This is a genomic window from Rahnella bruchi, assembly GCF_003614975.1.
GTDB lineage: Bacteria > Pseudomonadota > Gammaproteobacteria > Enterobacterales > Enterobacteriaceae > Rahnella > Rahnella bruchi.
The window spans coordinates 95776-122512 of the sequence record NZ_QZWI01000004.1 but is presented as its reverse complement, the minus strand read 5'-3'; the positions used below and the strand labels follow the sequence as shown (position 1 = coordinate 122512).

General features: G+C 54.1%; 18 protein-coding genes. 8 read left to right on the top strand and 10 right to left on the bottom strand.

Features of this window, described 5'->3' with window-relative positions; genetic code table 11:
* Positions 1-60: 60 nt before the first annotated feature.
* Genes D5398_RS10365 through bcsR form a run of 5 tightly spaced genes read right to left on the bottom strand, consistent with a single transcriptional unit; the run spans position 61 to position 9249 of the window.
* Positions 61-3333, bottom strand: a complete 3273-nt coding sequence (locus D5398_RS10365; protein WP_120507701.1) for a cellulose biosynthesis protein BcsC — start codon at positions 3331-3333, stop codon at positions 61-63.
* A gap of 22 nt (positions 3334-3355) precedes the next feature.
* Entirely contained in the window at positions 3356-5713 is a 2358-nt protein-coding gene (bcsB, locus tag D5398_RS10360) for a cellulose biosynthesis cyclic di-GMP-binding regulatory protein BcsB (protein ID WP_120507549.1), read from the bottom strand.
* Complete coding sequence (gene bcsA / locus D5398_RS10355; protein WP_120507548.1) at positions 5713-8325, bottom strand: UDP-forming cellulose synthase catalytic subunit; 2613 nt, start codon at positions 8323-8325, stop codon at positions 5713-5715. Before bcsA ends, bcsB begins: the two co-directional genes overlap by 1 nt.
* Complete coding sequence (gene bcsQ, locus D5398_RS10350; protein ID WP_120507547.1) at positions 8322-9047, bottom strand: cellulose biosynthesis protein BcsQ; 726 nt, start codon at positions 9045-9047, stop codon at positions 8322-8324. Before bcsQ ends, bcsA begins: the two co-directional genes overlap by 4 nt.
* Before the next feature lies 1 nt (position 9048).
* Positions 9049-9249: a cellulose biosynthesis protein BcsR gene (gene bcsR, locus D5398_RS10345; protein ID WP_120507546.1), complete on the bottom strand. Its 201-nt coding sequence runs from the start codon at positions 9247-9249 to the stop codon at positions 9049-9051.
* Between the two features lie 218 nt (positions 9250-9467).
* On the opposite strand from bcsR, the gene bcsE reads away from it, so the two are divergent.
* From bcsE to bcsG, 3 genes are read left to right on the top strand one after another with little or no spacing between them, the layout of a single operon-like run.
* Positions 9468-11066: a cellulose biosynthesis protein BcsE gene (gene bcsE, locus D5398_RS10340; protein ID WP_120507700.1), complete on the top strand. Its 1599-nt coding sequence runs from the start codon at positions 9468-9470 to the stop codon at positions 11064-11066.
* A gap of 5 nt (positions 11067-11071) precedes the next feature.
* Entirely contained in the window at positions 11072-11305 is a 234-nt protein-coding gene (gene bcsF, locus D5398_RS10335) for a cellulose biosynthesis protein BcsF (RefSeq protein WP_120507545.1), read from the top strand.
* Positions 11302-12948: a cellulose biosynthesis protein BcsG gene (gene bcsG, locus D5398_RS10330; protein ID WP_120507544.1), complete on the top strand. Its 1647-nt coding sequence runs from the start codon at positions 11302-11304 to the stop codon at positions 12946-12948. The genes bcsF and bcsG overlap by 4 nt, the downstream gene beginning before the upstream one ends.
* A gap of 590 nt (positions 12949-13538) precedes the next feature.
* On the opposite strand, the gene D5398_RS10325 is transcribed toward bcsG, so the two are convergent.
* Positions 13539-14237, bottom strand: a complete 699-nt coding sequence (locus tag D5398_RS10325; protein ID WP_120507543.1) for a FadR/GntR family transcriptional regulator — start codon at positions 14235-14237, stop codon at positions 13539-13541.
* A gap of 197 nt (positions 14238-14434) precedes the next feature.
* Here D5398_RS10325 and uxuA point away from each other — a divergent pair, with 197 nt between their 5' ends.
* Positions 14435-15619 (top strand): mannonate dehydratase, encoded by a 1185-nt coding sequence (gene uxuA, locus D5398_RS10320; protein ID WP_120507542.1) that lies wholly within the window; start codon positions 14435-14437, stop codon positions 15617-15619.
* Positions 15620-15663: 44 nt separating this feature from the next.
* Here the strand turns inward: uxuA and araC are convergent, their stop codons facing one another.
* The 4 genes from araC to D5398_RS10300 all read right to left on the bottom strand — a co-directional run bounded on the left by araC (position 15664) and on the right by D5398_RS10300 (position 20617).
* Positions 15664-16599, bottom strand: coding sequence for an arabinose operon transcriptional regulator AraC (gene araC / locus D5398_RS10315; RefSeq protein ID WP_120507541.1), 936 nt, complete (start codon positions 16597-16599; stop codon positions 15664-15666).
* Between the two features lie 177 nt (positions 16600-16776).
* A complete protein-coding gene (araH, locus tag D5398_RS10310; protein WP_120507540.1) occupies positions 16777-17781 on the bottom strand; it encodes an L-arabinose ABC transporter permease AraH in 1005 nt (334 codons plus the stop codon).
* An 18-nt stretch (positions 17782-17799) separates the two neighbouring features.
* The gene (araG, locus tag D5398_RS10305) at positions 17800-19383 is read right to left on the bottom strand and encodes an L-arabinose ABC transporter ATP-binding protein AraG (protein WP_120507539.1); all 1584 of its coding nucleotides are present in this window, start codon (positions 19381-19383) and stop codon (positions 17800-17802) included.
* Between the two features lie 247 nt (positions 19384-19630).
* A complete protein-coding gene (locus tag D5398_RS10300; RefSeq protein WP_120132957.1) occupies positions 19631-20617 on the bottom strand; it encodes an arabinose ABC transporter substrate-binding protein in 987 nt (328 codons plus the stop codon).
* 416 nt (positions 20618-21033) lie between these two features.
* On the opposite strand from D5398_RS10300, the gene D5398_RS10295 reads away from it, so the two are divergent.
* The 4 genes from D5398_RS10295 (at position 21034) to D5398_RS10275 (ending at position 26694) form a co-directional block, all read left to right on the top strand.
* Positions 21034-22713, top strand: coding sequence for a ribulokinase (locus D5398_RS10295; protein WP_120507538.1), 1680 nt, complete (start codon positions 21034-21036; stop codon positions 22711-22713).
* Positions 22714-22764: 51 nt separating this feature from the next.
* Complete coding sequence (gene araA / locus D5398_RS10290; protein WP_120507537.1) at positions 22765-24270, top strand: L-arabinose isomerase; 1506 nt, start codon at positions 22765-22767, stop codon at positions 24268-24270.
* 655 nt (positions 24271-24925) lie between these two features.
* Positions 24926-25675: an ABC transporter ATP-binding protein gene (locus D5398_RS10280; RefSeq protein ID WP_120507535.1), complete on the top strand. Its 750-nt coding sequence runs from the start codon at positions 24926-24928 to the stop codon at positions 25673-25675.
* Positions 25676-25752: 77 nt separating this feature from the next.
* Positions 25753-26694 carry an ABC transporter substrate-binding protein gene (locus D5398_RS10275; RefSeq protein ID WP_208645933.1) on the top strand — a complete coding sequence of 314 codons (942 nt, stop codon included), beginning with the start codon at positions 25753-25755 and terminating at the stop codon, positions 26692-26694.
* The last annotated feature ends 43 nt before the right edge of the window (positions 26695-26737 follow it).

Below are 26737 nucleotides of genomic sequence, written 5' to 3'. Positions count from 1 at the left end.
CTCGCTGCAAGCGAGAAAAGCCTCGCGCCAGCGAAAACCGCCCTAATGCCCGGTCTGGCATTACTTAAAGTCCGCATATGGCTCTAACGGTTGCGGCGGCAGATCCAGATCCCCCTGCCATCCTTTCATTGAATATCTCACGTAAAGCAGGACATGGCTTGGTGTGTAATCTTTTGCCTGCTGAATATCGATACCCCCGCCGACGGTCCAGTGAGAACTGATGCGGCGCTCCACCAGGGCCTGAAGCGTGTAACCAAAACCAGAACCGCTGCTGCCGGTTTCGATAGCGCTTTTATCCGGTAATGAATCAGGGATCAGGTTTTGAATCGGATAACGCTTTTGATCGCTGGTCGAAGAACGGGACCAGGATACCGAGCCCCCCAGCTGCCATGACCAGTTCTCAGTGCGCTGGCGATAATTGACCGGCACAGAGAGTGAGAAATATTGCTGCGGACTATAATAACCGCCCTGTCCCAGCGTATAACCGCTGAGATCTTTCTGGTAATGCCAGACCATCGAACTCAGGCCGACGGTCGCCCGGCGGTTATCCTCATTGATGACTTTGTAGTAATACCCTCCCATCAAACGCTCGCGGGTATTGTCTTCGACATTTTTACCGGTCAGCTTATGCGCGCTCAGGTCAGCCCATACGCCGTTTGCCTGTCCCTGATCGTAACTTAAACCCAGGCTGCCACCGGTGGCGATAACGCCCCCCCAGGTAGTTCCTGTGCCCGGATCTTTTGCTCCGGCAAACGAAAGTAACGAGCTGGAAATCGGACGGCGGGAGACGGTTGTCGTCCAGCCAATCTTGTCCCAGTCACCGCTGTAAGCCAGTCCGCCGACCCAGTTGACGACCGGGAAGCCCAGTGGCGTGGTTCCCAGGTCCCCTTTCCATTTGTCATTTTCCCAGCCTGCGCCCAGACTGAGGCCATTCGCTGTCTGGCTGCGGTAACTGCGGCAGCTCTGATCACTACACGTGCCGAAGCTTGCCTCATAGTTGCCGTTTTCATTGTCGAACGTTCCGGCATCCATACGCACCCAGTCGGCACGCAGGAATCCGCGGCCCTGATAAACCGGCATATCGGCCTGAAACATGGTGGTGTTCGCGGTGAGATCTGATTTTCCCGGCGTTCCGCTCGAAGTCCAGGAATCTGTATCTACGGTGAAATTCACATCCTGCTGGCGGTACAAATCATGCGCATCAGAACGGATGCCACGTTTGAGCCAGTCATCACCGGCATTGTTACGCGTCAGTCGTGTATAACCGTCATTGTCCTGCGGCACTTTATCGGTGATCCCGCTGGCGACCATCGCCTGCTGATAATCCTGCAATGCCAGATTTGGCTGACCGAGCTGTTGTTCAACGTTGGCAGCATTGCGATAAATCAGCGCTTTGTCTTGCCCGGCGGGTTGTGACGCGGCGGCAACTTTCAGCGGTTGTAACAGCGAAGCGGCTTTGGTGGTTTCACCGACATCCCGCCACGCCATTGCCACACGCCGCTGCTGATTAAGACTCAGCCCCTGCAGATTGGCCTGTTGTAATTCCTGTTTCGCCTGCGTGGTGTTGCCCGACGCCAGCGAGGTATCAATCGCGGTGAGCGTTTTATCCAGCTGGATACGCTGCGCCATTTCGCGCATGTTGTCGTTCCATTTGGCTTCCGGCAAGGTGTGCAGATGACGCAATGCCGCATCATCGCGATCCGAACCTGAGAGATACAGCGAATAGGCGTAAACCTGTTGCGGGTCGGAAGGATGCTTAGCCGCAAACTGAGCAAAAACGGCATCAGCTTTGGCCGGTTCGCCCGCTTCCCGCAGAGTATCGGCGTAGTGATACGTCGCCCAGACATCGTCCGGATTAAGTTTTAGTACCTCAGCGTAGCGGTTTGCCGCCTGATTCCAGTTGCGTTGGGAGGCATATTTCTCCGCCTGAGCGGTAAGCAGATCGCTTTGTAAACCGTGCTGCTTGTCACTGAGTTTTGCCCGTGACGCCGCCGGTAAAGAGTTGATGTAATCGAGGGCTTTTTGCGGTGACTGCCGCTGATAAATATTGGTCAGCCCGCGCTGGGCGCTGCTGTTATCACGTTCAAACATCAGCGCACGGCGATAAGCCTGTTCTGCCTGCGGATCGTTTTTACGCGCTACCGCCACATCACCCAGCCCGATGGGTGCCCACGGGTCACGCGGGTCGAGGCGCTGCGCCTGCTGATACGCCGCTTCGGCCTGAGCGAACTGTCCGGCTTTTAGTGCTTTATCGCCCTGATCGATTTTCAGCCAGTAGCTGTTCGTCTGGATCAGGCTGCTCCATTTTCCGGTGTTATAGCTGTCCGTTTCCGCCACTTTAGCACGCTGGAACATCGTCAGAGCCTGCTGGCGGTTACCGGCGCGGGAATAGGCCAGCCCCATCGCGCCCAGCACTTCGGCGTCATTTGGTGTGGCCTGCAAAGCCTGTTTCAGCGGCGCAATCGCGCCGGTCGAACCGCCTTTTTCAATCTGCGCCAGACCACGGATACGGGCCTGATAGCGTGGATCGGCCAGTAATCCTTGCTGACGCTGGAGTTCCTGCTGAGCCACAATGACCTGCGGGCCGGTATCAAATGTGGCAATAAATTGCTGCAAGGCATCGACGCTGGCATTGCTCACCGGCTGGTCTTTAATGCGCGCCAGCCATAAATCTGCGGCGGATGAACGCCCTTCGTTGGTGGCAGCAATCTGTTTAATCAGCCCCACGGCTTTGGCGTTATCACCCTGTTCGAAGGCCATCTGCGCCAGTTGCAGCCGCAGTTGTACATCGCCGGGATACTGGTTATTCAGTGCCTGAAGCTGCGCCTGTGCGCGGGCTTTTTGCCCCGGAAGACGGGCAATCAGTTGCCAGTATTCAACGGCCAGATCCAGCGTCGGCGGCTGACCGCCAAACAGTTCATCGTACTGTTTTTTGGCCTCATCCAGTCGTCCTGCTGTTGCCAGCAGACGCGTCTGTTGCAGCTTTTGCTGCATCTGTGGTGAAGCAATTTTCAGGCTGAGTTCAGCCTGCCGGTAATCGTCAGAACCTGGCGCAATCTGTTTGATTTTTTCCAGTTGCTGCTGCGCTTTGGCCTGATCCCCTTCACGCAGTAGCAGACGTAAACGGGCTGAAAGCACCTTAGGATTTTGCGGGTCCATCAGTTCGAGGCGAAAGAGCGACTGGCGCACTAAATCATCCTGATGGCTGGCCTCCCCGATACGTACCTGCTCCAGCAGCCACTGTTCGGGGGAAACCTCCGCTGCTGACATCGCGGGCGCAGCCAGCAGCGCCAGCCCTAACGTCAGGGCCAGCCGGTTGAGAGAGAAATGCATTTTGGCGCCGGTGTTCACGTGTTTATTCCTGATCATCATCAGACAAACGACGACGCGCCAGTGAACGCAGGCCGGTCCACAACAGAATCGCTGCCAACAGCACCACGAGAACCGCCATTACCGCCAGCAGCACCGGATGTGTAGCCAGCGCATTCCACACGCGTTCCCACCATGGCAGATGGCCGACGTAATAGGTGTCGCCGACTCGCAGGCTGCTGACACCGGAATCACGCACCACCGTCACAGAGCCAAAGACCTTCGCGCGTTGTTTGGTGTCCTGCATGGAGGTATTGAGCATTTCAAACCCTTTCGGGCTGTTAGCCATCAGTGCCACCACGCTGCGCTGGTCAAAATACGGTGACTGCAAACCCACTACCGCTGCAATCGGGCCCTGCGCCGTGATTTGCGAACGGGTATCCACCCGTGCGTCACTTGCCGGTGCGGTATTGTCAGGCAGCGGAGTCTGGCGGATTGGCGTATTCACTGCGTCACGCGCGGCGCTGATCAGCAGATTGGCTTTTTTGTCATCGCGCATACTGTCGTCACGCAGACCTTCCGGCAGATTGCCAATCACCAGTAAATCGGCATCGGTCGATTTCGCCTTCGCGGTGTCTTCGGTCAGCCCGACGCCCAGTGCCGGATAACCGGTCAGCGCACCGATATTGCCCATCGCATCAAGCAGCGTTGTCAGCTGAACCGGCTGCGGTTGTGGCTGAACCAGTACCAGCGTTTGCGACAAATCGGCCATGCGGCTGAACGGGAAACCGGCATTGGCGAACGCGCGCAAATCCGGCATTGCCATAAAGTGACGGTAACCGGAGAAGTCGATGGTTGAACTGTCGTCAATGACCACGTGATTCGGGGCCATGGTGAAGATTTCACAGCGGCCTTCTGTCGCGCTCGCCAGCAGCGAGGTGTAGTCAAAATCAAAGCGCATCTGGTTGACGGCTCCGAGTTTCAGCGCCGGTATATTCAGGTCTTTGCTGCCATCCAGCAGCCCCTGCAACAGGGAAAGACGCAGAATCTGCGAATCCTGATCGTGACCAGTTTTCAGGGTCAGGTCCTGCACAAACTGGTTGTTCAGGCTGATACTCAGGCGCGAGGTATTTTTCAGCTGCGGCGACGTGTAACGATATTTCAGTCGCATATCAATACCGGTGCTGTTAATGAGGAACAGATCCGGCGGCAGATTGATATTGAGCGTAATCGGATTCGGCTGAATGCCGTCTGACTGCAACTGTTCGGCGTACTGTTTCAGTTCACCGAAATTCATCGGACGGTCGGTCCGCACCCAGTTTGGCGCATCATACGGCTGTCGCGGCTGGATTTGGTCAACAGTATCCACCCCGATGGTTTCGCCACGGAACAGGATATTCCCCTGCGCGATGCCCTTCACAGCCGTCAGTAAGTCCTTATCGTCACGCCCTAAAATCAGCAGCATTTTGACGTACGGATTGTCCGGGCGGCTCACCATCTGCACCACCGGCCCTTTCACCGGCGGCATATCTTTGAGGAAATCCGGACGTTTGTCGTTGGTGGCAAAGACGATGGCATGGCTGTCCGGCAGCTGGTTGTACAGCGTGGGGAACGACTGGCCGCGCCACTGTGCTTTGGTACCAAACCACGAGGCAAGAATGGCTGCGGCCTGTTGCTGGGTAGCATCCGGCGAGGCGGCAAATACCATGGGTAAATCCAGCGGACGGCTGTCACGCGCATCAAAGAAAGGTATCGGGAAATGTGCCAGATCGTTGCTCAGCGGCAGTTTCTGATATTGCAGACTGATGGAACTGCCCTTGCCGATTTCCAGCCACAGCGTGTTGTTGGCCGGGTTTTCACAGACACTTTTATAATGACCGACAAATTCCAGGCGGATGCGGTTGAAGTCCGTGATATAGCGCGGATCAATCGCCATCTGTAAGTGATTTTTCTTGCCGAGCTGATCTTTGTCGATCACTTCAACGCCCATCAGCTGATCATTGAGATACACCTTCAGATGCGATTCAACCGGGATCAGCGACGGCGACGGCGTGAATTCCAGATTCAGCATGGCCTGTGTTACCACTTCGTCACTGCGCACACCAAATTCAATCTGGCCATTGGGCTGAATACCACGCAGGGTAATCGCACCCGGCGTTGGCGCGACGTCAGCAAGTGGCAGCGTGATATTGCGCACCGGCGCGCCCGGAATAATCATCGGATTCACCGCGGGCGCTACCATAGGCAGCGTCACCTGAGGCGCCACCACGGTGTTTTCCGCCGTGACTGTCGGAGCTGGCTGATTTACTGCGCCCGCTGGCGCACCGAAGGCCGGAGCCGCTGAACCCATCGCCAATGACATCAATGCGGATGCCATCAGAGTTGTTAAAGGAAGTCTTTTCATTATTTCGTCATCATCAGGTTGGGTTCATCAGGCTGAACGGACAGCGGCGGATTTCGTGGTGCGAAAGACAGCAGCCAGCCACCAAACGACTGGGTGCGGGAGGCAAGCGGACGCAAACGTTGCGGCGCGATATCCAGCATGCGCAGGTAACCGCGAATACCGAGCCCGAGCACTTCACGCAGGCTTTCCATTGGTTTGTCTTCAGGGAAACTGTCTTCGCGTAATACCCAGCTGTCAGCACGGGCAAAAGTACATTGAATGAAATCGATATGTTGTTGCGTGGTGAGCGGCAAAAGTTGCATCCCCATGCTGGTGCCAAACACCCTGCTGATTTGCATCGGGAAGGCGTATTCCTGCTGACCACGATGCAACAATAACGTGACGTTGTCACCGGCATTAAACTGGTTGGCACTTTGGGTTTCCAGACCGACCCCATTGTCAGAATAGTCCTGGACGGTACAGACATAAATGTGGCCGTCCGGTTTTAACAGTGATGCTGGCATTCTGGCTTCGACGCGGTGCGCCTGACGCACCTGCTTCGATTCAAACGCCACCGCAATCGCCCCGCCGAGGATAATCATGTTGTAAATCACCCACGCCATGCTCACCACCACGGTCAGGATTTCATCCGGGCGACCATAAATAATGCGGTAAATGCCGAAAATCATACCGGCCAGATTGAGGAGCATCAGGATCTGGTACGGGCGGCTTATTTTCCAGTCAACGTAGGCGTGCTTGTTCAGGCCACCTTTCGCCGTGACATTGAATTTACCTGCGTGCGGATTAAATAAAGCCACGGTTGTTGGCCTGGCGATATACCACGCCAGCACGGTTTCGTAGATTTCGTTCCAGAACGAGTGACGGTATTTCCCCTGCACACGGGAGTTGGTCAGGCTTGCGTGGATCATGTGCGGCAGAACATACAGCGCAATCGCAATCGCCGGGGCATAAATGATGTAAGCGTGTAATAACAGAAACGCCAGCGGCGCGGTCAGGAAGATAAGCCGCGGGATCCCAGCCAGGAAGTGCAACATGGCGTTGGCATAACATAACCGTTGCGCCAGTTTCAGTCCTTTACCAAACAACGGATTATCAAGTCGGAATATCTGCACCATCCCGCGCGCCCAGCGGACACGCTGGCTGACGTGGGCAGAAAGACTTTCCGTCGCCAGCCCCGCCGCCTGCGGAATACGGATATAGGCTGAACTGTAGCCGTGGCGGTGCATACGCAGCGAAGTGTGGGCATCTTCGGTCACGGTTTCCACCGCGATACCGCCAATCTCATCGAGCACATCACGGCGTAACACCGCGCAGGAACCGCAAAAGAAGCTGGCATCCCACAGGTCATTTCCGTCCTGCACCAGCCCGTAAAACAACTCGCCTTCGTTCGGCGTGCGTCGCATACGTCCCAGATTACGTTCGAACGGATCCGGCGAGAAAAAGTGATGCGGCGTCTGCATCATGCTGAGTTTTTTATCTTTGAAGAACCAGCCGACGGTCAGTTGCAGGAAAGAACGTGTCGGCACATGGTCGCAGTCAAAAATCGCTACCAGCTCACTTTTTGCCTGTTTCAGCGCATTATTGATATTACCGGCTTTGGCGTGCTCATGCGTTTCACGCGCAATGTATTTTATACCGATTTCATGCGCAAAATCGGCGAACTCCTGACGATTACCGTCATCGAGCAGGTAAATGGTGAGTTTTTCACGTGGCCAGTCCAGTCCGAGCGCAGCGTACAACGTCGGTTTTACCACGCTGAGATCTTCATTATAGGTTGGGATCATCAGGTCAACCGTCGGCCAGGTCGACACATCTTCCGGCATCGGCACCGGTTTACGATTCAGCGGCCATATTGTCTGGATATAACCCAGAACCAGCACCGTCCAGGAATAGGTTTCCGCCCCCAACAGCAATAAACCACAAATCAGGCTCAGCGGATCTTCCCAGTTCAGCGTCGAGGTGTAGCGCCACCATAAATAACGGCAGGAAATGGTCAGCGACAGAACGATCATCATCAGCGCCGGGAAACGCCCCGGAATACGGCGGATAACCATCGCAATGCTCCACAGCAGCACCACGAAAATAAACTGAGCGACATAACCAAAAGGCTGAGAAATACAGAACATGGCCAGCGTAAACGCCACCAGCCCTGCCATCAGCATCAGAACCCGTCTGCCCACGCGATTCATTTTGCCGATACGACGCGTGATACGAATTTCCAGCGGATTTTGCTTCACCTTTTTTGGCAAAGATTCCAGCCAGTTGTGGGTTTTTTCCCGCAATTTTTGCGGCCACTGTGTATAAACGATGCCGCCGCGGGTTTTCCCGGCCGGGATAATTATCATCAACCACAGGCTTTGAACCAGGTAACGTAACGGATCGGCCAGGCGCACGCGTGCAGGTGATATTTGCGGATACCAGCGGGTACGTTGCGCCCCGACACGCTGCCAGGCCGGTGACTCAAATCGCAGAAACAGCCAGCACACCGCCACACAAAAAATCATCATGCCGCAAGCGATACGCGAGGACTTTGCCTGACGGTACCGGCGGTAACGGTACTGCAATTCCTGCATGACCGGGGGCACAAGAAAGACGTTCAGCAGGCCGTTCATGTTGCCGGACTCCGCACCGTGTTCGGCTGACGAAGATTGAGCAGAAACCAGTTCGCCAGCGTATTTATTTCACGGGCGATCTTGCTGTTATCTTTCCATTCACCGACCGGTTGTTTCGCCGCCAGCGATTCCGCCATCGCTTCATCACGATGTAAAATCACCGGAATCAATGCTGGCAAAGTTTCTTGCCACAACAGCAGAATATCCTGCTGTAACTGGCTGGAAGGAATGAACTGATTGAGCAAATAGCGGCCATTCGCCGCCAGCTCGTGCTGGTGTAACCGGAGGTGAGACTGGGTATCGGCGTGCAAAAGCACCACCGTGCTGTCGGCCACCGCCTGCGCAGGCAGAGGGTCTGCCGCCGGAGCATCAATCAGGATCCAGTCATAAACACCGGTATTTTTGAGCTGCGTGATGGCTTTTTTCCAGTCGAATTCAGCATGACTGGCATCTTCGCCAGCAACATGACCATAAGGAAGAAAATCGAGATGGGAGTGATAACGCATTGCTGTTTTTTGCCAGGCTTCGCCGGCCTTGTGCGCTGAGCACCAGCCGCGCGTCTGAGCGAAGGGCATGCCAAAATGCAATCGCAGTATGTTTTCCGGCGAAAAGTCGATTACCAGAACTTTTTCATTCAGTTGCGCGAGCCCCCAGGCCAGCGCCGCAGTTACCGACGTGGTGCCGGTGCCGCCACGAAAACCCTGTAACGCGATGACAGCCATATTATTTTTTCTCCGCGCTGTGTTCAGCGAATTGCGCCAACTCAGCCAATAATGGCCAGCGGGACATTAGTTGCGGAATTTTTTCTTTACGGGCTATATCTACGTAATGTAATTCTGAAAGAGAAAAAAGGTGACTCAGCGCATGGAAATCGTCATCTTTGAACGGTTCGGAATCATCTGAGCTTGTAATATTGGTTCCCACCGGTTCTCTCCCTGCTTCAATCCAAATGCTGATACTTCAGTGCTGACAAATTGCCCTGTACTCTTAGGTATTTTAGTATCAAACAATATTGTGAAGAATTATGATTATTTAATGTAGCAATGATAGAATTTATTATACTCACATTTACCAGTGTGTCCCAGCAGACTTTTAATCAAAACCGTCTTTTAATCAGAACCAAACAGAAGCAGATTAACTATATGGCACTCTCCTTTTCATTGGGCATGAAGCAATTCTGGAATGGTTTAGCCCAGATGCAGGCTCAGGGGCTTTACTGGGTCAATACTGACAGCCAGGAAGCGGCATATCGTCTGAGCGGACAAGTGCTTGAAGCTCAGCGGGGAGAGGTCCCTGTCAGCCTGTTTTTCCCGCAGCACAATTTAATTTGCGCTGAAGATGAAAATAGACTACCCGACGACAATATTCTTCTTACGCATTTGCAAAATCACCCGAAGCAAACGTTTTATTACCAGTTCAGCGAGGGTAAAAGTGCGTTTCTTGGGTTGCCTGCCGATATTAATCTTTTGCCTAATTATGTTACTTCCTTAATGATTTTATTACTTCCTGCAAACCGATGTCAGGAAGTAAATGAAAAACAATTTTCCCGTTGGCTGAGTAAAATTCGGTCAGGCGCGAATAATAAAGGCGCAACACTCCTTATTATCTGCTACGGCACCGGCATTAATGCTGTTAAATCCCGCTTACATTTATACCATCGCAATATATACGGTCTTGCCGATTTAAAGACCGATGTGGAACCGAATCAGTGGGGCATTTCCTGGTGGCATGACAATCTGGGCGTCGAGGCGAATACGCTTTATCCCATCACCCCTCGTGAAAACGGTTGGGAAATCCAGAAAAACGCCCCTTCTCCGGTATCTGCCCAAACCGGTGATGACCAGTGGATGTTGCTGGCAGAGCGTTCAGTTCTCGAAGGTGCGCCTGCACTTTCCGAACGCTGGTTCCTGTTTGACAGTAATGAAGCGCTGACCGAAAGAGCGACACACGCCCGCTCCGCCACGGTGATTTTTGCGCTTGCCGGGAATGATGAAGTGGAAGTGCTGGCGCGTCAGATCCATCTTTTACGTATTCAGCGCGGGAATGCTTTGAAAATTGTCGTGCGTGAAATGAATTCTTCCCTGCGTTATGTCGATCAACGTTTGCTGCAAGCCTGCGGCGCTAATCTGGTCGTGCCGCACGCTGCGCGTCTTTCCAACTTCCTGACCTTACTGGACGATCTGCAAAACCTGACGTTCACCCGCCATGTGCCACAGGATATCGACGTGTTGCTCGACAGCCGCCTGCCAACGCATCATAAAGGTTATCTGCCGCTGCCGGTATTCTGCGAAGTGATGCGCGATATCTGGGATCATGCCGCCCTGGCGACAGAATCACGCGGAATTTTGATCTCGCTGCGCCCGGCCGCCGGGATCAGCCCGCAGCAGGCGATGTCGCTTTGTTCGCTGCGCCGCGACGGCGATATTCTGACCATCACAGAGCGTCATCTGTATTTGTTCCTGTCAAACTGTCAGGTCAGCGATGTCGAAAATGTTCTGGCTTTTCTGTTTAATCTGCCGGTGAAAGAGGTCTTTACCAGTCAGACATTCTGGAGCCATGAACTGGATATTCAGACAGAAATTCGCCGCCTGGCCGCCAAACCGCCGGTGGCAAAACCTGTGTCAGAGGCGCAGCCTTTTGTCGCGCATAAACCCGAACCTATCAAACGGGCGCAGGTTCATCAGCCCGTTCCCGTTACGCTCGCCTTGAGCGATACGCCTGTTATTCAGACGCCGGAGTAAGAGAAATGGACATTCAGGACATTATCGAAATTTTTATTCTGGCGGCGGTGATTTTTATCCCGCTGGGATATGCCCTGCGCAGCCGGTTACCGCGCTGGAAAAACCGTTTTGCGATGCAATTTTTTTCGCCGCGTTATTTAACACCGATGACGATGAGCACCATCAATAAGAGCCGGAAACGATCCGCTACATTGCCTGATAATTCTGCGGCTACAGGGAAATCCAAAACTTCATTATGAACGAATCGCACTCCTCTTCTCCGCGTTTGCGGATCTGGCAATCCTGGCGCGGTCTCGGCGCCTGGAACTATTATTTCTTACTTAAATTCGTTTTGCTTTCACAGGGTTATCTGAATTTTGACGCACTGAGCAATCTGGTTTTTGCGGCGGTGCTGTTATTCCCTCTGCGATCCCTGCGTCTGCATCGCTGGCGGCAATGGGTTGCCCTGCCATTCGGGCTGGCGCTGCTTTATCACGATACCTGGCTGCCGGGCTGGCATTCCATTGTTAATCAGGGCGCTGATGTCGCGGGTTTCAGCGTCAGTTACTTGCTTGAACTGGTTGATCGTTTCATCAACTGGGAATGGATTGCGGTCGGTTTCGCACTGCTGGTCGGTTATCTGTTCATTTCACAATGGCTGCGTCTGACCACATTCACCGTGATAGCCCTGTTGTGGGTGAATTTCAGCGGCCTGATCACGCCATTGTTTACGCATTCACCGGCTCCGGTGGTGGCACAAAATACGGTTGCCGCTCCGGCACAAGTGGCCCCCTCTGGCACTGACAATACCGTCAGCGGTCCGCCGACCAATGCCAATCTGAATGCGTATCTGGATCAGTTCTATCAAAACGAACGCCGCAAAGCGACGAAGTTTCCTGATGCACTACCTGCTGATGCCCAGCCTTTCGATCTGCTGGTCATCAATATCTGTTCACTGGCCTGGTCTGATCTGGACGCCGTGAATCTATCGAACTCACCGCTATGGTCGCGCTTTGATTTTGTGTTCAGCAATTTCAACTCCGCCACCGCTTACAGTGGTCCGGCATCGATTCGTCTGCTGCGCGCAAGCTGCGGCCAGCCATCACACCACGATTTGTATCAGCCAGCCGGTCAGCAATGTTATCTGTTTGACGATCTGGCGCGTCTTGGCTTCACCTCTCAGCTGGCGATGGATCACACCGGCGAGTTCGGTAATTACATCGGCAATCTGCGTGATGATGCTGACATGAAAGCTCCGCTGATGTCGCAGGCCGGTCTGGGTTATGAACTGACCTCTTTCGATGGCTCGCCAATCTTCAACGACGGTCAGCTGTTCTCCCGCTGGCTGGAAAATCAGGAAAAAGCCGGGACTGCACGTACCGCAACCTTCTTCAACCTGATCCCGTTGCATGACGGCAACCGTTACGTCGGCAGTAATAAAGGTGCGGACTACCATAACCGCGCCCAGACGCTGCTGACTCAGCTGAACGCCTTTATGGATCAGCTGGATAAATCCGGTCGTAAAGTGATGCTGGTCGTTGTGCCTGAGCATGGTGCAGCGTTGGTGGGCGACAAAATGCAAATTTCCGGTCTGCGTGATATCCCGAGTCCGGGCATTACTCACATTCCGGTCGGTGTGAAGTTCTTTGGTATGCAGGCGCCGCATGCGCCATCGCCAATGAAAATCGACGGAAAGAGCAGCTATCAGGCGATTTCAGAAATGGTCGCGCGCGCGGTGGACGGTAAAGTATTCACCACCCAGACGATGGACTGGAAAACCTTCGGTTCGAACCTGCCGCAAACTCCGCTGGTTTCTGAAAATGAAAACTCGGTGGTGATGGAATATCAGGGGAAAATCTATATCCGGCTGAACGGCGGAGGATGGGTGCCGTATCCGAGCTGACGGTTGGTTTGTGGGCTCGCCGCCCACACTCTCAGCCCCTTGGTGTTGCCACCCAAACTGGCCTTGAGGTCAAGACCGTGGGCATCTGCCCACACCGACCAGAGACCCGGTAACGCGCGGGCCTCTGGACTCCGCGCTTTTTTCACACCATGCTGCCGCTGGGACGACGGACATGTTCCGGCGCATCAGTGAGTGGCGCAAATTCAGGTGCTTCGCACTGCCTTCTCTCGGTCTTCGAGCCTATGGTCTCGAAGCCGCTCCGCTCAGCAAGATTTCTGAATCGCCCGCAGCTTTTAAAAAATCAAAAATAAAACAAGCAAGGTTGTGAAGTAGAAGCCTGAGGCCGGTTCCAAAATACCGCCGGACGAGAGGTGGAAAACCGCGTGTCTTTTACGCGGGTTGTAACCCGAAGGGAGGGAACCGCGCAGCGGCGGGATTTTGCGGCTATCGCTGTGGCTTATGAAACATAGCCAGCGAGCAGAGCGCGCAGTGAAAGAGCCGGAGATTCTTAAGAGGCGCGGCGATAGGCGCCTCTTGAGGCCCGTTTGGGTGGCAACCCAAGGTTTTGCCTGTGTCCGGTATTGATACTGTCACTCCGCAAATAGCTGGTCATACACATGCTGCAAATGTCGGCTCATTCTTGCCTTCGCCCCCGCGCCATCTTTCGCCAGAATGGCGTCCAAAATGCCCTGATGATCGGCATTCATCTCGCGGGCGAAATCCACTTCGGTGTAATGACTTTCCAGGCGCATAAAGCGGCGGGAACGACGTTTATCCCACAGATACCCCATCATATCGTGCAGCACTTCGTTGCCAGTCATTTCGCTTATCATCAGATGGAACCGGCGGTCGGCTTCCAGAAAAGCATCGTTGTTGGCATTGAGCTTGTTTAACTCATCGGCTATTTCTTTCAGCTTCACACGCTGCTCGTCGGTGCCGTTGATCGCTGCCAGTTCTGCCGTCATCGCTTCATACATCTGACGCGCTTTCACCAGCGATTGCAGGCTGAATTCTTCTTCATTGCTGACCGTCTGAGCCGCTGGTGTGGTCTGCGGAAGCGGGTCGCTGACATATACACCGTTGCCGGTGCGGATTTCCACCCATCCGGTGATCTCCAGAGCAATCAACGCTTCGCGAATGGAAGAACGGCTGACGCCCAGCTGTTTGGAAAGGTCGCGTTCGGACGGGATCATCGCACCCGGCGCAAACTGTCCGGTATTGATGCAGTTAATCAGTACGTTTGAAATCTGGCGATACAGCCGTTCCACCTTCAGGGTTGGTAATTCCATTATTGTCTCCGTGTTCTTGCTGAATCGCAGATCTGTTATCCAGGTCACATTAATCATCGGTTTGATACTGAATCATATGTCGGTCTGATGGCCTGACCAGCAGACCACCTGACCAGACCGCGCATTAAGATTGAACTTATCACCGGCCATGCGTCAACTACATTCAGAGAGTCAGTTAACAATTTTAAGGAAAACACATGGAACAGACATGGCGTTGGTACGGCCCGAACGATCCGGTTTCGCTTGATGATGTGCGTCAGGCTGGCGCAACTGGCGTGGTCACCGCCCTGCACCATATTCCTAACGGTGAAGTCTGGCCGGTAGAAGAGATCAAAAAACGTAAGGCGATCATCGAAGCCAAAGGTCTGGTGTGGTCCGTGGTGGAAAGTATTCCTGTGCATGAGGAAATCAAAACCCGCAGCGGAGATGTTGAGAAGCACATTGCTAACTACCAGCAATCCATCCGCAATCTGGCTGAATGTGGCATCGATACGGTTTGCTATAACTTCATGCCGGTTCTCGACTGGACGCGTACCGATCTGGGGTATCTGCTGCCGGACGGTTCCCGCGCCCTGCGCTTCGACCATATCGCTTTCGCTGCATTTGAATTGCATTTGCTTAAACGCGAAGGCGCGACCTCTTATTACAGTGCGCAAGAACAGGAACAAGCGTCAGAATACTTTGCGGCGATGACGCAGGCAGATAAAGACCAGCTGGTTTCTAACATCATCGCCGGTCTGCCGGGTGCAGAAGAAGGCTACACGTTGGATCAGTTCCGCGCCCGTCTGGCGACTTACGACGGAATCGACAAAGCCAAACTGCGCGAAAACATGGCGCACTTCCTGCGCAGCATTGTGCCGGTAGCAGAGCAATGTGGATTAAGTCTGGCGGTTCATCCGGATGATCCTCCGCGCCCTATCCTCGGTCTGCCGCGCATAATTTCCACCATTGAAGACATGCAATGGCTGAAAGAAACCGTCGACAGTATTCACAACGGTTTCTGCTTCTGCACCGGTTCTTACGGCGTGCGTGAAGATAACGACCTGGTGAAAATGATGACTGATTACGCTGACCGTGTGCACTTCATCCACCTGCGCGCCACGCGGCGTGAAGAAGTGCCAGGCAGCTTCCATGAAGCCGACCATCTGGACGGTGATGTGGATATGGTCGCGGTAATTAAAGCGATTTTGACCGAAGAGCAAACCCGCCGCCGCGCCGGTAATCTGCGCGCCATCCCGATGCGTCCGGATCACGGCCATCAGATGCTGGATGATTTGCACAAGAAAACCAATCCGGGGTATTCGGCGATTGGACGCCTGCGGGGATTAGCGGAACTTCGCGGTGTGGAACGTGCGTTGAAACAGAGTTTCTTTGCCGAGTAATGTTTTTTCCTCCCCCTGCGCAGGGGGAGGTGCAAAGGCAAAACTCAAAAATGATATGCCACCGTATTTTCCTGCTCCGGCCATGGATGTGATTTATACGGTTTAGCCGGATAGTTAATCTCCACGCTGCGGCGGCGGAAATCACTCGGGCTTACCCCTACCCGTTTGCGAAATACCCGCGAGAAATACAACTGATCGTCATATCCCACCACGCGGCCAATGGTCGCGATGGATTCCTGCGTGGTCTGCAACAGCAGCTTGGCGCGGATCACCCGTTGGTCTTCGCGCCAGCGCAGAATATTAATCCCCACCTGTTCGCGGAACAGATGCGCCAGCCGTGATGGCGACAGGCATACGTGACGCGCCACTTCGTCGATACGCAACTCCCCGGCCAGATTGCCGGTTATGAACTGGCAGGCTTCGATAACGCGCGGATCCATAATTTTTTGCGGACTCTGCGGATCTTCTTCCATTGCACGCAGCAACAGACGCTCCAGCAGGTTCATCCCCAGCTCTTCACAGAAACGACGTCCGGACTTTTGTGTTTGCTCAATATTGGCAAACAGCCGGTCGAATTCCAGCAACAGCGTGTTATTAGGCAATGACAGACGCCCGACGTCGCGGGTTTTCGTATGCCATTCCAGCCAGTCAGCCCAGTAAGCGCGCGGGCGGAAATACACCCAGCGGTGATACCAGGAATCCGCATTGGCGGAGCGGCTGTAAAGATGGCGGGCTTTCGGCGGGAACAACAGCAGATCGCCGGGATTGCAGTAGAACGTGTCTTCGCCGTCGAAGACTTTGCCCTGCCCTTTTACCGTCAGGTTAAGGATAAATCCTTTCATGCCCCCCGGACGGTCAATGGCGAAATCCAGTGGCCCGTCAGCGAGGATCGGTGTCATACCGGCGACCAGATAGGCGTTGAAACTGTAACCCGGTAGCAGCGGATTTTGCTGCTGATCCTGAATCATACGGTGATACATCGAACCTCCCGAAACTTCACGTGGCTATGGACTTTTCATCCATTCTAATCGGCGGTGAAAACGCTGCCAGTAAAGGTTACTAATTTGTGAACAAACACGCGTTTTTACGGCATTTAACCGGTGGGAGCGTTAAATGCCGCAGCTATCAGACTGTGAAAGCGTTATCACAAAACCCGGTTAAACGGTCTTTTTGGCTTTCTGTTTGTAGCGATCGAAGATAACCGCCGCCAGCAGGATCAGACCACGTACCACGTACTGCGAGAACGGGGAAATGTTCAGCAGGTTCATGGCATTTTCTACCGTACCCAGTATCAGGATCCCTGATACCACGTAGGAAATCTTACCAATGCCGCCTTTCAGCGAAACGCCACCCAATACGCAGGCAGATATGACGATGAGCTCAAAACCCAGCGACGTCATTGGTTGTCCGCTGGTCATGCGCGAAGCCAGAATGATCCCCGCTGCCGCCGACACCAGCCCGGAAAGCACGAAGATGATAATTTTGGTACGCACCACCGGCACACCGGCCAGACGCGCCGCATCTTCATTACCGCCAATCGCCAGCGTGTTACGGCCAAACGTGGTTTTGTTGAGCAGCAGACCAAAGATAATCAGACAGCCCACCGTCAGCCAGATTGGCGCCGGCAGCCCCAACCAGTTGGCGTAGCCGAGCGCGAAGAAGCGTTCGTCTTCAATGCCTACCGCTTTACCGTCGGAAATGATGTACGCCAGACCGCGCACAATCTGCATGGTGGCCAGTGTGGTGATCAGCGCATTGATTTTCAGGCGTGCGATAACAAAACCGTTGAGCAAACCGGTCAGCATCCCGAGCACTAAACCGGCCGCGACGCCGATCCACAGGCTTTCGGTCATGTTAATGACCACCGCCGTGGTGACGCCCGCACAGGCAATGACCGAAGCGACGGACAGGTCGAAATCACCGGATGCCAGACAGAACAGCATCCCGCATGCCACCATGCCGGACATCGAAATGGCCAGTCCCAGTCCTTTCATATTGATGAAGGAACTGAAATTCGGCACGAAAATAGTACAGGCGAGAAACAGCACGGCGAACACCACTAACATGCCGTAACTGTCCCAGATGCGCATCAGACCTTGTCCGCTGCGCGATGCCGCTGAAGGTTGGTCCGGTTTGGCTGAATTGGTTGTCATACTCGACATAATATTTTTGCTCCTCAGTCAGGCAGCGTCAGGGGCAGAATCAAGGTCTGGTGTCCGCAACATGGCGAGCCCCAGCGCTTTTTCTTCGGTGGCTTCGTCATGGAACAGTTCGCCGGAAATTGCACCTTCGCGCATCACCACAATTCTGTCTGCCAGACCCAGCACTTCCGGTAAATCACTGGATGCAAAGAGCACGGCAATGCCTTGTTTCGCCAGTGAATAAATCACGTTGTAGATTTCATGTTTGGCACCCACATCGATTCCACGCGTCGGTTCATCGAGCAAAATGACTTTCATGTCTTCCGATAACCAGCGGCCCAGAATGGCCTTTTGCTGATTACCGCCGGAAAGGTTCATGATCAACTGCTGATCGCTCGGCGTTTTGATATTCAGCGCCTCGATGTGCTTGCGGGCATTTTTCGCTTCCCAGGCATTGTTGATCAGGCACCCCGCTTTCACCGTTTTGCGGCGGGCGCTGATGTTGATGTTGTCACGCACCGAGTGAACCGGAATGATGCCGTCGGCTTTGCGGTCTTCCGGACACAGCATAATGCCCTGGCGGATCGCGTCTGCCGGTTTGCGGATGTTCAGCACGTTGCCGTCGAGCCGCAGCGTGCCGCCGGTAATGCGCGTGCCGCCGAATAATCCCTTCATCAACTCACTGCGACCGGCACCCACCAGCCCGAACAGGCCGACAATTTCGCCCTGACGGACACTCAGACTGATCGGCGTTTTCACCCCCGGCGCTTTCACCTGATCCAGCTGTAAACGCACTTCGCCGTGCGAACGTGGCGCATAGCCGTAAATATCATCCAGATTACGACCCACCATCGCCTGCACCAGCTTGCTGTTATCCACCTGTGTCATGTCGTCAAAGGTGTGCACATAGCGGCCATCCTTGAAAACAGTGACAGCGTCACTTAATGCAAAAATCTCTTCCATACGGTGTGACACATACAAAATCACACGCCCTTCTGCACGCAACTCACGGATAACCCGGAATAATTGTTCGATTTCACGGGCAGACAGCGAACTGGTCGGCTCATCAAACGCAATGATTTTGGCGTTACGCGCCAGCGCTTTAGCGATTTCTACCATCTGCCACTGACCGATGGAGAGATATTTCAGCGGCATATCCGGACTGATGTCCAGCCCGAGATGTTCGAGCTGGATTTTGGTTTCGTAGCGCAGCAATTTGCGGTTTACAAACCCGTGTTTGCTTGGCATTTGCCCGAGATAAATGTTTTCTGCCACCGTCATTTCCGGCACCAGATGTAATTCCTGATAAATGATCGCCACACCGGCATCAAGCGCATCGGTGGTGTTGTTGAAAGCGACCTGCTGCCCTCTGATATGGATATTGCCCTGAGAAGGCTGATAGTTACCGCTGAGGATTTTCAGCAACGTGGATTTACCCGCGCCATTTTCGCCCATCAGCGCATGGATCTGCCCGGCATAACAATTGAAGGAAATCCCGTCCAGCGCTTTCACGCCCGGAAAAGTTTTGCCAATGTCATGGAATTCCAGATACGGCGTGGCCGCATCAAACTCCGTCAGTGACGGTGTCAGCAAAGGCGTCTTGTTTGAAGATTGCTGAGTCATAGTGGCTACCTGGAAATTAAGTAAAGTTGAATGCACGCCACTGCACAGCAGAAAACAGTTCAACGTCTCCCTGTCGTCCGTTATGCAGCAGCGTCTCTCCCCTTCATACTTCAAGTCGCAGATGCGTTGGCTACGCTTACTCACCCGAATCCCTTACCTATGTAAGTAATTCGGAACTCGCTCACTTGCCGCCTTCCTGCCACTCGAATTATTTAGGGGTATTGCTTGTTTCAACCACATCTGAAGATCACATAAGACCTTTCTTTTTCAACTCTTCTTTGAAGTTGTCGCGGGTGATCAGGACAACATCTGTTACTTCGGTAAATTTCGGTGGTTCAACGCCTTTGGTGACCCATTCGTTCAGCATCTGGATACTTTTATAACCGTGAATATCCGGGCTCGGTAACAGGGAACCGTAGAAGCCGGTTTGTGAGCTTTTTGACAGCTCATTCACCGCGTCCACACCGTTGATGCCAATGCCGATGACGTTCGCGGCTTTGAAGCCCTGACCTTCTGTTGCACGCACGCCACCGAGAACGGTGTTGTCATTCATGCCGATGATCAGCCAGTTTTTGACTTCAGGATGCTGAACCAGCAGGGAGTTGCCTGCGTCCAGTGCGCCGGGGATATCGTTAGATTTAGTCGGCACTTTGTAGATTTGTTTTTCCGGGAAACCGGCCGCTTTCAGCGCATCCATCGACCCGCTGGTACGACGGCGTGCGGTGTCCAGCTCATCTGCGGTAATTGCCATCACGCCGGTATCGGCTGCTTTCCAGCCACGTTTTTGCATTTCCTTATACAGTTCCTGCCCCTGACGCTCGCCAATTTTGGTCGCCGCCATCATCACTAATGGCACTTCTTCCATTGGCTTGCCTTTGGCATTCACGAACTGATCATCCACCTGGATAACTTTCATGTCATAGCTGCGTGCTTTGGCCATGATCGCAGGCCCAAGGCGCGGGTCCGGTGTACAGATAACAAAACCTTTCGCGCCGTTCGCCGCCAGGCTGTCGATGGCATTCAGCGTCTTTTCACCGTCCGGCACAGCAATTTTGATGACCTCAAAGTTCAGGTCTTTACCGGCTTTATCTGCAAAGCGCCATTCGGTCTGGAACCACGGTTCTTCCGGCTGTTTAACCAGAAAACCCAGCTTCGGATTATCGGCTGCCATAGCTGAATGTGACATAACAGCCGCTAACCCAACTGCTGCCAGCGCCTTAGTGAATTTATGCATGATGTTCTCCGACTTTTATTGTTGTTTCTCGCGATCCCGGCCCGGAACCTGTTGGCTGGCCGCCATCGTGAAAACGTTATCAGTAGTGTAAAGAAACAAAGTGAAAGCACGGCGAAGTCCGGTTTCTAGCGGATTTACGTCACACTCTCTTGTAAGACGGGTTAAGTTTTAGCGGTAATTTTGCAGCAGAATGTAGAGCGCTATCACACGACGGGAAAACAGCAGGTTTGTACATAGATATAGCGATTTTAGCCAAACGCTAACATTTGACCAACCTCACAGAAACATCATTGGGAGCAGATTTGTGCATACTTCCAGCTAACGCCTCCTCACTCACTTTTTTGCATCCTCCTACTGTTAGAGCAATTCGATTCGCCGCCGTAATGACTACGGCAAACCTGAAGGAGTGAGAAAGAATGACGCAAGGTGCGATTGCTCTTGGTCTTGATTTTGGCAGCGATTCTGTCCGGGCACTGGCTGTAGATTGTCAGACCGGTGCGGAGATGGAAACGGACGTGGTTTATTACCCGCGCTGGAATGAAGGCCGTTACTGTGACGCGGCAATAAACCAGTTCCGCCACCATCCGCTCGACTATATAGAAGCGATGGAACAGGCAATTAAAAATGTCGTGCAACGTCTGGGCACTGAACGGGCTGCGCGCGTCGTGGGTATCGGTGTCGATTCCACCGGTTCTACGCCTGCCCCGGTAGATAATGAAGGCAATATTCTGGCACTGAATCCGGAATTTGCCGAAAACCCGAACGCCATGTTCGTATTATGGAAAGATCACACCGCGATTGAAGAAGCCGAAGAAATTAACCGCCTTTGCCGCAGCGGTGATTTCCCCGACTATTCCCGCTATATCGGCGGCGTTTATTCCTCAGAATGGTTCTGGGCGAAGATCCTGCACGTTTCCCGCGCCGATGATTCCGTGAAAAAAGCCGCTGCTTCCTGGGTCGAACTGTGCGACTGGGTGCCCGCCCTGCTATCCGGCACCACAGCACCGGACAAAGTCATGCGCGGACGTTGCAGCGCCGGACACAAAATGCTCTGGCACCCTTCGTGGGGCGGTCTGCCTCCTAAAGATTTCTTTGCCGCACTGGATCCGCTGCTGGTCGAACATCTGCCGTATCCGCTGTTTACCGATACCGTTACCGCTGAACAGCCTGTCGGCACCCTGACGCTGGAATGGGCTGAACGCCTCGGCCTGCCTGCTTCCGTCGTGCTTTCGGGTGGCGCATTCGACTGCCATATGGGCGCCGTCGGCGCGGGTGCACAGGCTTATACGCTGGTCAAAGTGATTGGCACCTCCACCTGCGACATTCTGATCGCTGACAAAGAACGCGTGAACGACCGCGCCATTGCCGGGATCTGCGGTCAGGTCGAAGGCAGCGTAGTGCCGGATATGATCGGGATGGAAGCCGGACAATCTGCTTTCGGCGATATGTACGCCTGGTTCAGCCGTCTGCTGAGCTGGCCGCTGATTCAGGCCGCCAAAGCGCATCCCGAAATGAAAACGCAGCTGGACAGTCTGCAAAAAAATCTGCTGACCGATCTGACCGCAGCCTGGGCTGCTAATCCGAAACTCGATCACCTGCCCCTGGTGCTCGACTGGTTCAATGGACGCCGTACGCCATTTGCTAATCAGCGTCTGAAAGGCGTTATCACCGATATCAATTTAGGCACGCAGGCACCCGAACTGTTTGGCGGATTTATCGCCGCCACCGCCTTTGGCGCACGCGCCATTATGGAGTGTTTCGAACAGCAGGATATTCCGGTGGAAAACGTCCTGACGCTCGGCGGTATTGCGCGTAAATCACCGGTCATCATGCAGGTATGCGCCGACGCCATGAACCGTCCGCTGCAAATCGTCGCTTCCGATCAGTGCTGCGCACTGGGTGCGGCGATTTTTGCCGCCGTCGCCGCCGGAGAATTCAGCGATGTACCCGCCGCGCAGGAAAAAATGGCCTGCAGCATCGAACGTACCCTGCTTCCGGATCCGCAGCGCGTCGAACTGTATCAGCGCCTGTACGAACGTTATCAGCAATGGTGTGCCACCACTGAACCGCTGTTTGCAGCGAAACCGGCGCATTAGTTTTGACCTTATAAATTTCTATTTCACATATCCGATATTCAGGAGTTATAAATGGACGCGTTTAAACATCTCGAAGTGTGGTTCGCCATTGGCAGTCAGCATCTGTACGGACCGGAAGCCTTACGTCAGGTAAAAGAGAACGCCGAGAAGGTGGTCAACAGCCTGAACAGCGAAGCCGGTTTACCGGTCAAACTGGTGCTTAAACCACTGGTAACCACACCGGATGAGATCACCGCGCTGTGCCGCGACGCCAACTATGACAACGCCTGCGTGGGCATTATCACCTGGTTGCACACCTTTTCTCCGGCCAAAATGTGGATTGCAGGCTTAAGCATCCTGCATAAACCGCTGTTGCAGTTCCATACCCAGTTCAACGCCGAAGTGCCATGGGAAACCATGGACATGGACTTCATGAACCTGAATCAGACCGCGCACGGTGGCCGTGAATTTGGTTTCATCGGTGCCCGTATGCGTCAGCAACACACCGTGGTCGCCGGTCACTGGCAGGACGGTGAGTCGCATCGCCGCATCGCTCAGTGGATGCGCGTAGCTGCGGCGAAAAACGAAAGTCAGCACCTGAAAGTGGCGCGTTTTGGCGACAACATGCGTGAAGTCGCAGTCACCGAAGGCGATAAAGTGGCAGCGCAAATTCAGTTCGGTTACAGCATCAGCGCCTACGGCATTGGTGATCTGGTCAGCGTCATCAATGAAGTCAGTAAAGGTGATATCGATACGCTGGTGGAAGAGTATGAAGCCACCTATCGTCTGACCGATGCGGTGAAACTTAACGGCGAGCGTCGTGAAAACCTGCTGGATGCGGCGAAAATCGAACTGGGTATGACGCGTTTCCTTGAGCAGGGTAAATTCGGCGCGTTCACCACCAACTTTGAAGATTTACACGGCATGAAACAACTGCCGGGGCTGGCAGTACAACGCCTGATGCAAAAAGGTTACGGCTTTGGTGGCGAAGGCGACTGGAAAACCGCCGCCTTGCTGCGCATCATGAAAGTCATGGCCAGCGGCCTGAAAGGTGGCACATCTTTCATGGAAGATTACACCTACAACTTCAAACCGGGTAACGACCTGGTGGTCGGTTCGCACATGCTGGAAGTGTGCCCGTCGATTGCCAAAGAAGATAAACCCCTGCTGGACGCGCAATATCTCGGTATAGGCGGCAAAGCGGATCCGGCGCGTCTGATTTTCTCTACCCCGGCAGGTCCGGCGGTTAACGCCAGCGTCATCGACATGGGCGACCGTTTCCGTCTGCTGGTAAACCTTGTGGATACCGTTGAACAGCCGCATCCGCTGCCAAAACTGCCGGTCGCCCGCGCTATCTGGAAAGCCCAGCCTTCTCTGGCGACAGCAGCAGAAGCCTGGATCCTCGGCGGCGGCGCGCACCACACCGTGTTCTCGCAGGCACTGGATGTTGACGCTTTGCGGTTGTACGCAGAGTTTTCCGGGATTGAACTGCTGGTGATTGATAACGACACGACGTTGCCGGACTTCAAGAATCAGATCCGGTGGAATGAGGTGTATTACAAACTTTGCAGCCATTAATGGCTGCTTCTAAAAAAGTTTTGTGAATATTTCGGTTTCTTGCGAGCAGTGATCACTTAACGCGCTGCGCCGAAACCGCCCAAAAGGGGAAAGTGCTTTTCCCCTTTTGGATTTCCCCACGCTTTTTCAACACGCGCTCCGCTCGCTGGCTATGTTTCAGAAACAACAGCGACAGGCTGGAAATCTTGCCGCTTCGCGGTGCCTTCATTTCGGGATTGCAGCCTCAGGTCTGCAACCTCTCATTCAGCAAGCTTTCTGAATGCCCGCACCATCTTAAATTCAAAAACAGACGATTCTCCTCGTTTAAAAAGTGGATTGGCGTGCTCAAAATTCAGCTGAACGGAGCGGCTTCGAGACCTTTGGCTCGAAGACCGAGAGAAGGCAGTGCGAAGCACCTGAATTTGCGCCACTCACCAATGTGCCGAAACATGTCCATCGTCCCAGCGATAGCGCGCAGTGAAAAAGCGCGGAGTCCAGAGGCCCGCGCGTTACCGGGTCTCTGGTCGGTGTGGGCCGACGCCCACGGTTTTGAAGTTGAATTGGTGCTCGCCCGCCAGGGCAATTTCCACACCTTTCCAAAAGGTGTCATCCATCCGTCACATTCCCCCTTTACGCTCACCAGCACAATTAAGTCCCAAAGAGGATAGTACCAACCATGACCATTCCAGCTCATCACGGCGGGAATGCGCCTGCGCGCATGTCTTCTCCTCCCGCCATCGCCATACATCAGGTGTCCCATTTCTTTGGGAGCAACCCGGTGCTCAATCACGTCAATTTATCCGTGCCGGAAGGTACGATCCTCGCCCTGCTCGGCCCTTCGGGATGCGGGAAAAGTACGCTGCTGAAAATGCTGGCGGGTTTACTGCATCCTGCGTCGGGACAAATCAGTTTCGACGGCGAAATCGTTGCCAGCGGAAAACTCAGCCTGCCGCCGGAAAAACGCAATCTCGGGATGGCGTTTCAGGATTACGCCCTGTGGCCGCACATGTCTGTACGCCAGAACGTCGCGTTTCCATTACAGATGCGCGGTATTCGTGGCGCAGTGCAACACGAAAAAGTGATGGCCGCACTGGAACGCGTCGGGCTGGCGGATTTTGTCTCTCGCCGCCCTTCTGAGCTTTCCGGCGGTCAGCAACAGCGCGTGGCGCTGGCCCGTGCCATTGTGGCTGAACCGCGCATTTTGCTGTTCGACGAACCGCTGTCGAATCTTGATCGCGACTTACGTGAAAGTCTGTGCGAGGAGATGGCGACCTTGTTACGCCAGCTCGGCACCACGGCGGTATACGTCACCCATGATCAGCATGAAGCCCGCGCCCTTGCTCATCGCATTGCGCGTATGGACCAAGGCGCGATCGCCAGCATTGACCCGATTGACCCTTCCGTTGTTTCACCTTTTGTTGCTTAACCTTTGATGGAATGAAAATGATGAACCGCACACACAACACAAAGACAAAAACGTTTTCCCGTACCAAAACAGGCGTAATGACAGCAATGACTCTTTCTCTCGCAATGGCAGCAGGCAGCGCTCAGGCGCTGACGCTTTACACCGCCGGGCCGGGCTCACTGGCAAAAAAACTGGCGGCAGGCTATGAAAAACAAACCGGCGTAAAAGTCGATGTATTTCAGGCCACCACCGGCAAAGTGATGGCGCGTCTGGAAGCCGAACAGGCCAATCCGCGCGCCGACGTTTTAATCTCCGCATCCTGGGACACCGCCACCGATCTCGGGCAGCGCGGCTGGTTGCTGGAATATCAGAGCCCAAATGCGGCGCAGGTTCCGGCACAATTCAAAACCCCGTATTACGTCGCGCAGGGTATTTCTGCACTGGGTATCGTGTGGAACACCAAAAGCGGTACCACCGAGCCGAAAGACTGGGGCGATTTAGCCAAACCGGAATTCAAAGACAAAGTCACCACGCCGGATCCGTCACTTTCCGGTGCCTCTTTAGATTTGCTGATCGGGTTACAAAATGCCCACGCGCAGCAGGCCTGGAAGCTGTTTGAGGATCTGAAAGCCAACGGCATGATTATCGCTGGCCCTAACGCGCAGGCGCTGACGCCGGTTCTGCAGGGTGCGAAAGCTGCTGTCTTTGGTGCGGTGGACTACGTTTCTTATGGCAGCGTGCAGGATGGTGAATCGGTCAAAGTGATTTTCCCAAGCAGCGGCACGGTGATCGCGCCGCGCCCGATGATGATCCTCAAATCCAGCCAGCAGCAGAAAGAAGCCAAAGCGTTTATCGATTACGTGCTGTCACCTGAAGGCCAAAAACTGGTGGCCGATGCCTGGCTGATGCCCGCCCGTACGGATATCGACGCCAAACGCCCGCTGTTCAAATCACTGAAGTTGCTGCCGGAAGCGTCACAGGCTTCAGCGTCACGTAAAGACGTCCTCGACCGCTTTGCGAAGCTGTTCGGCCAGCAATAATCCCTTCACGGGCTGTTGATAAAACAGCCCGCTTCTGAGATTT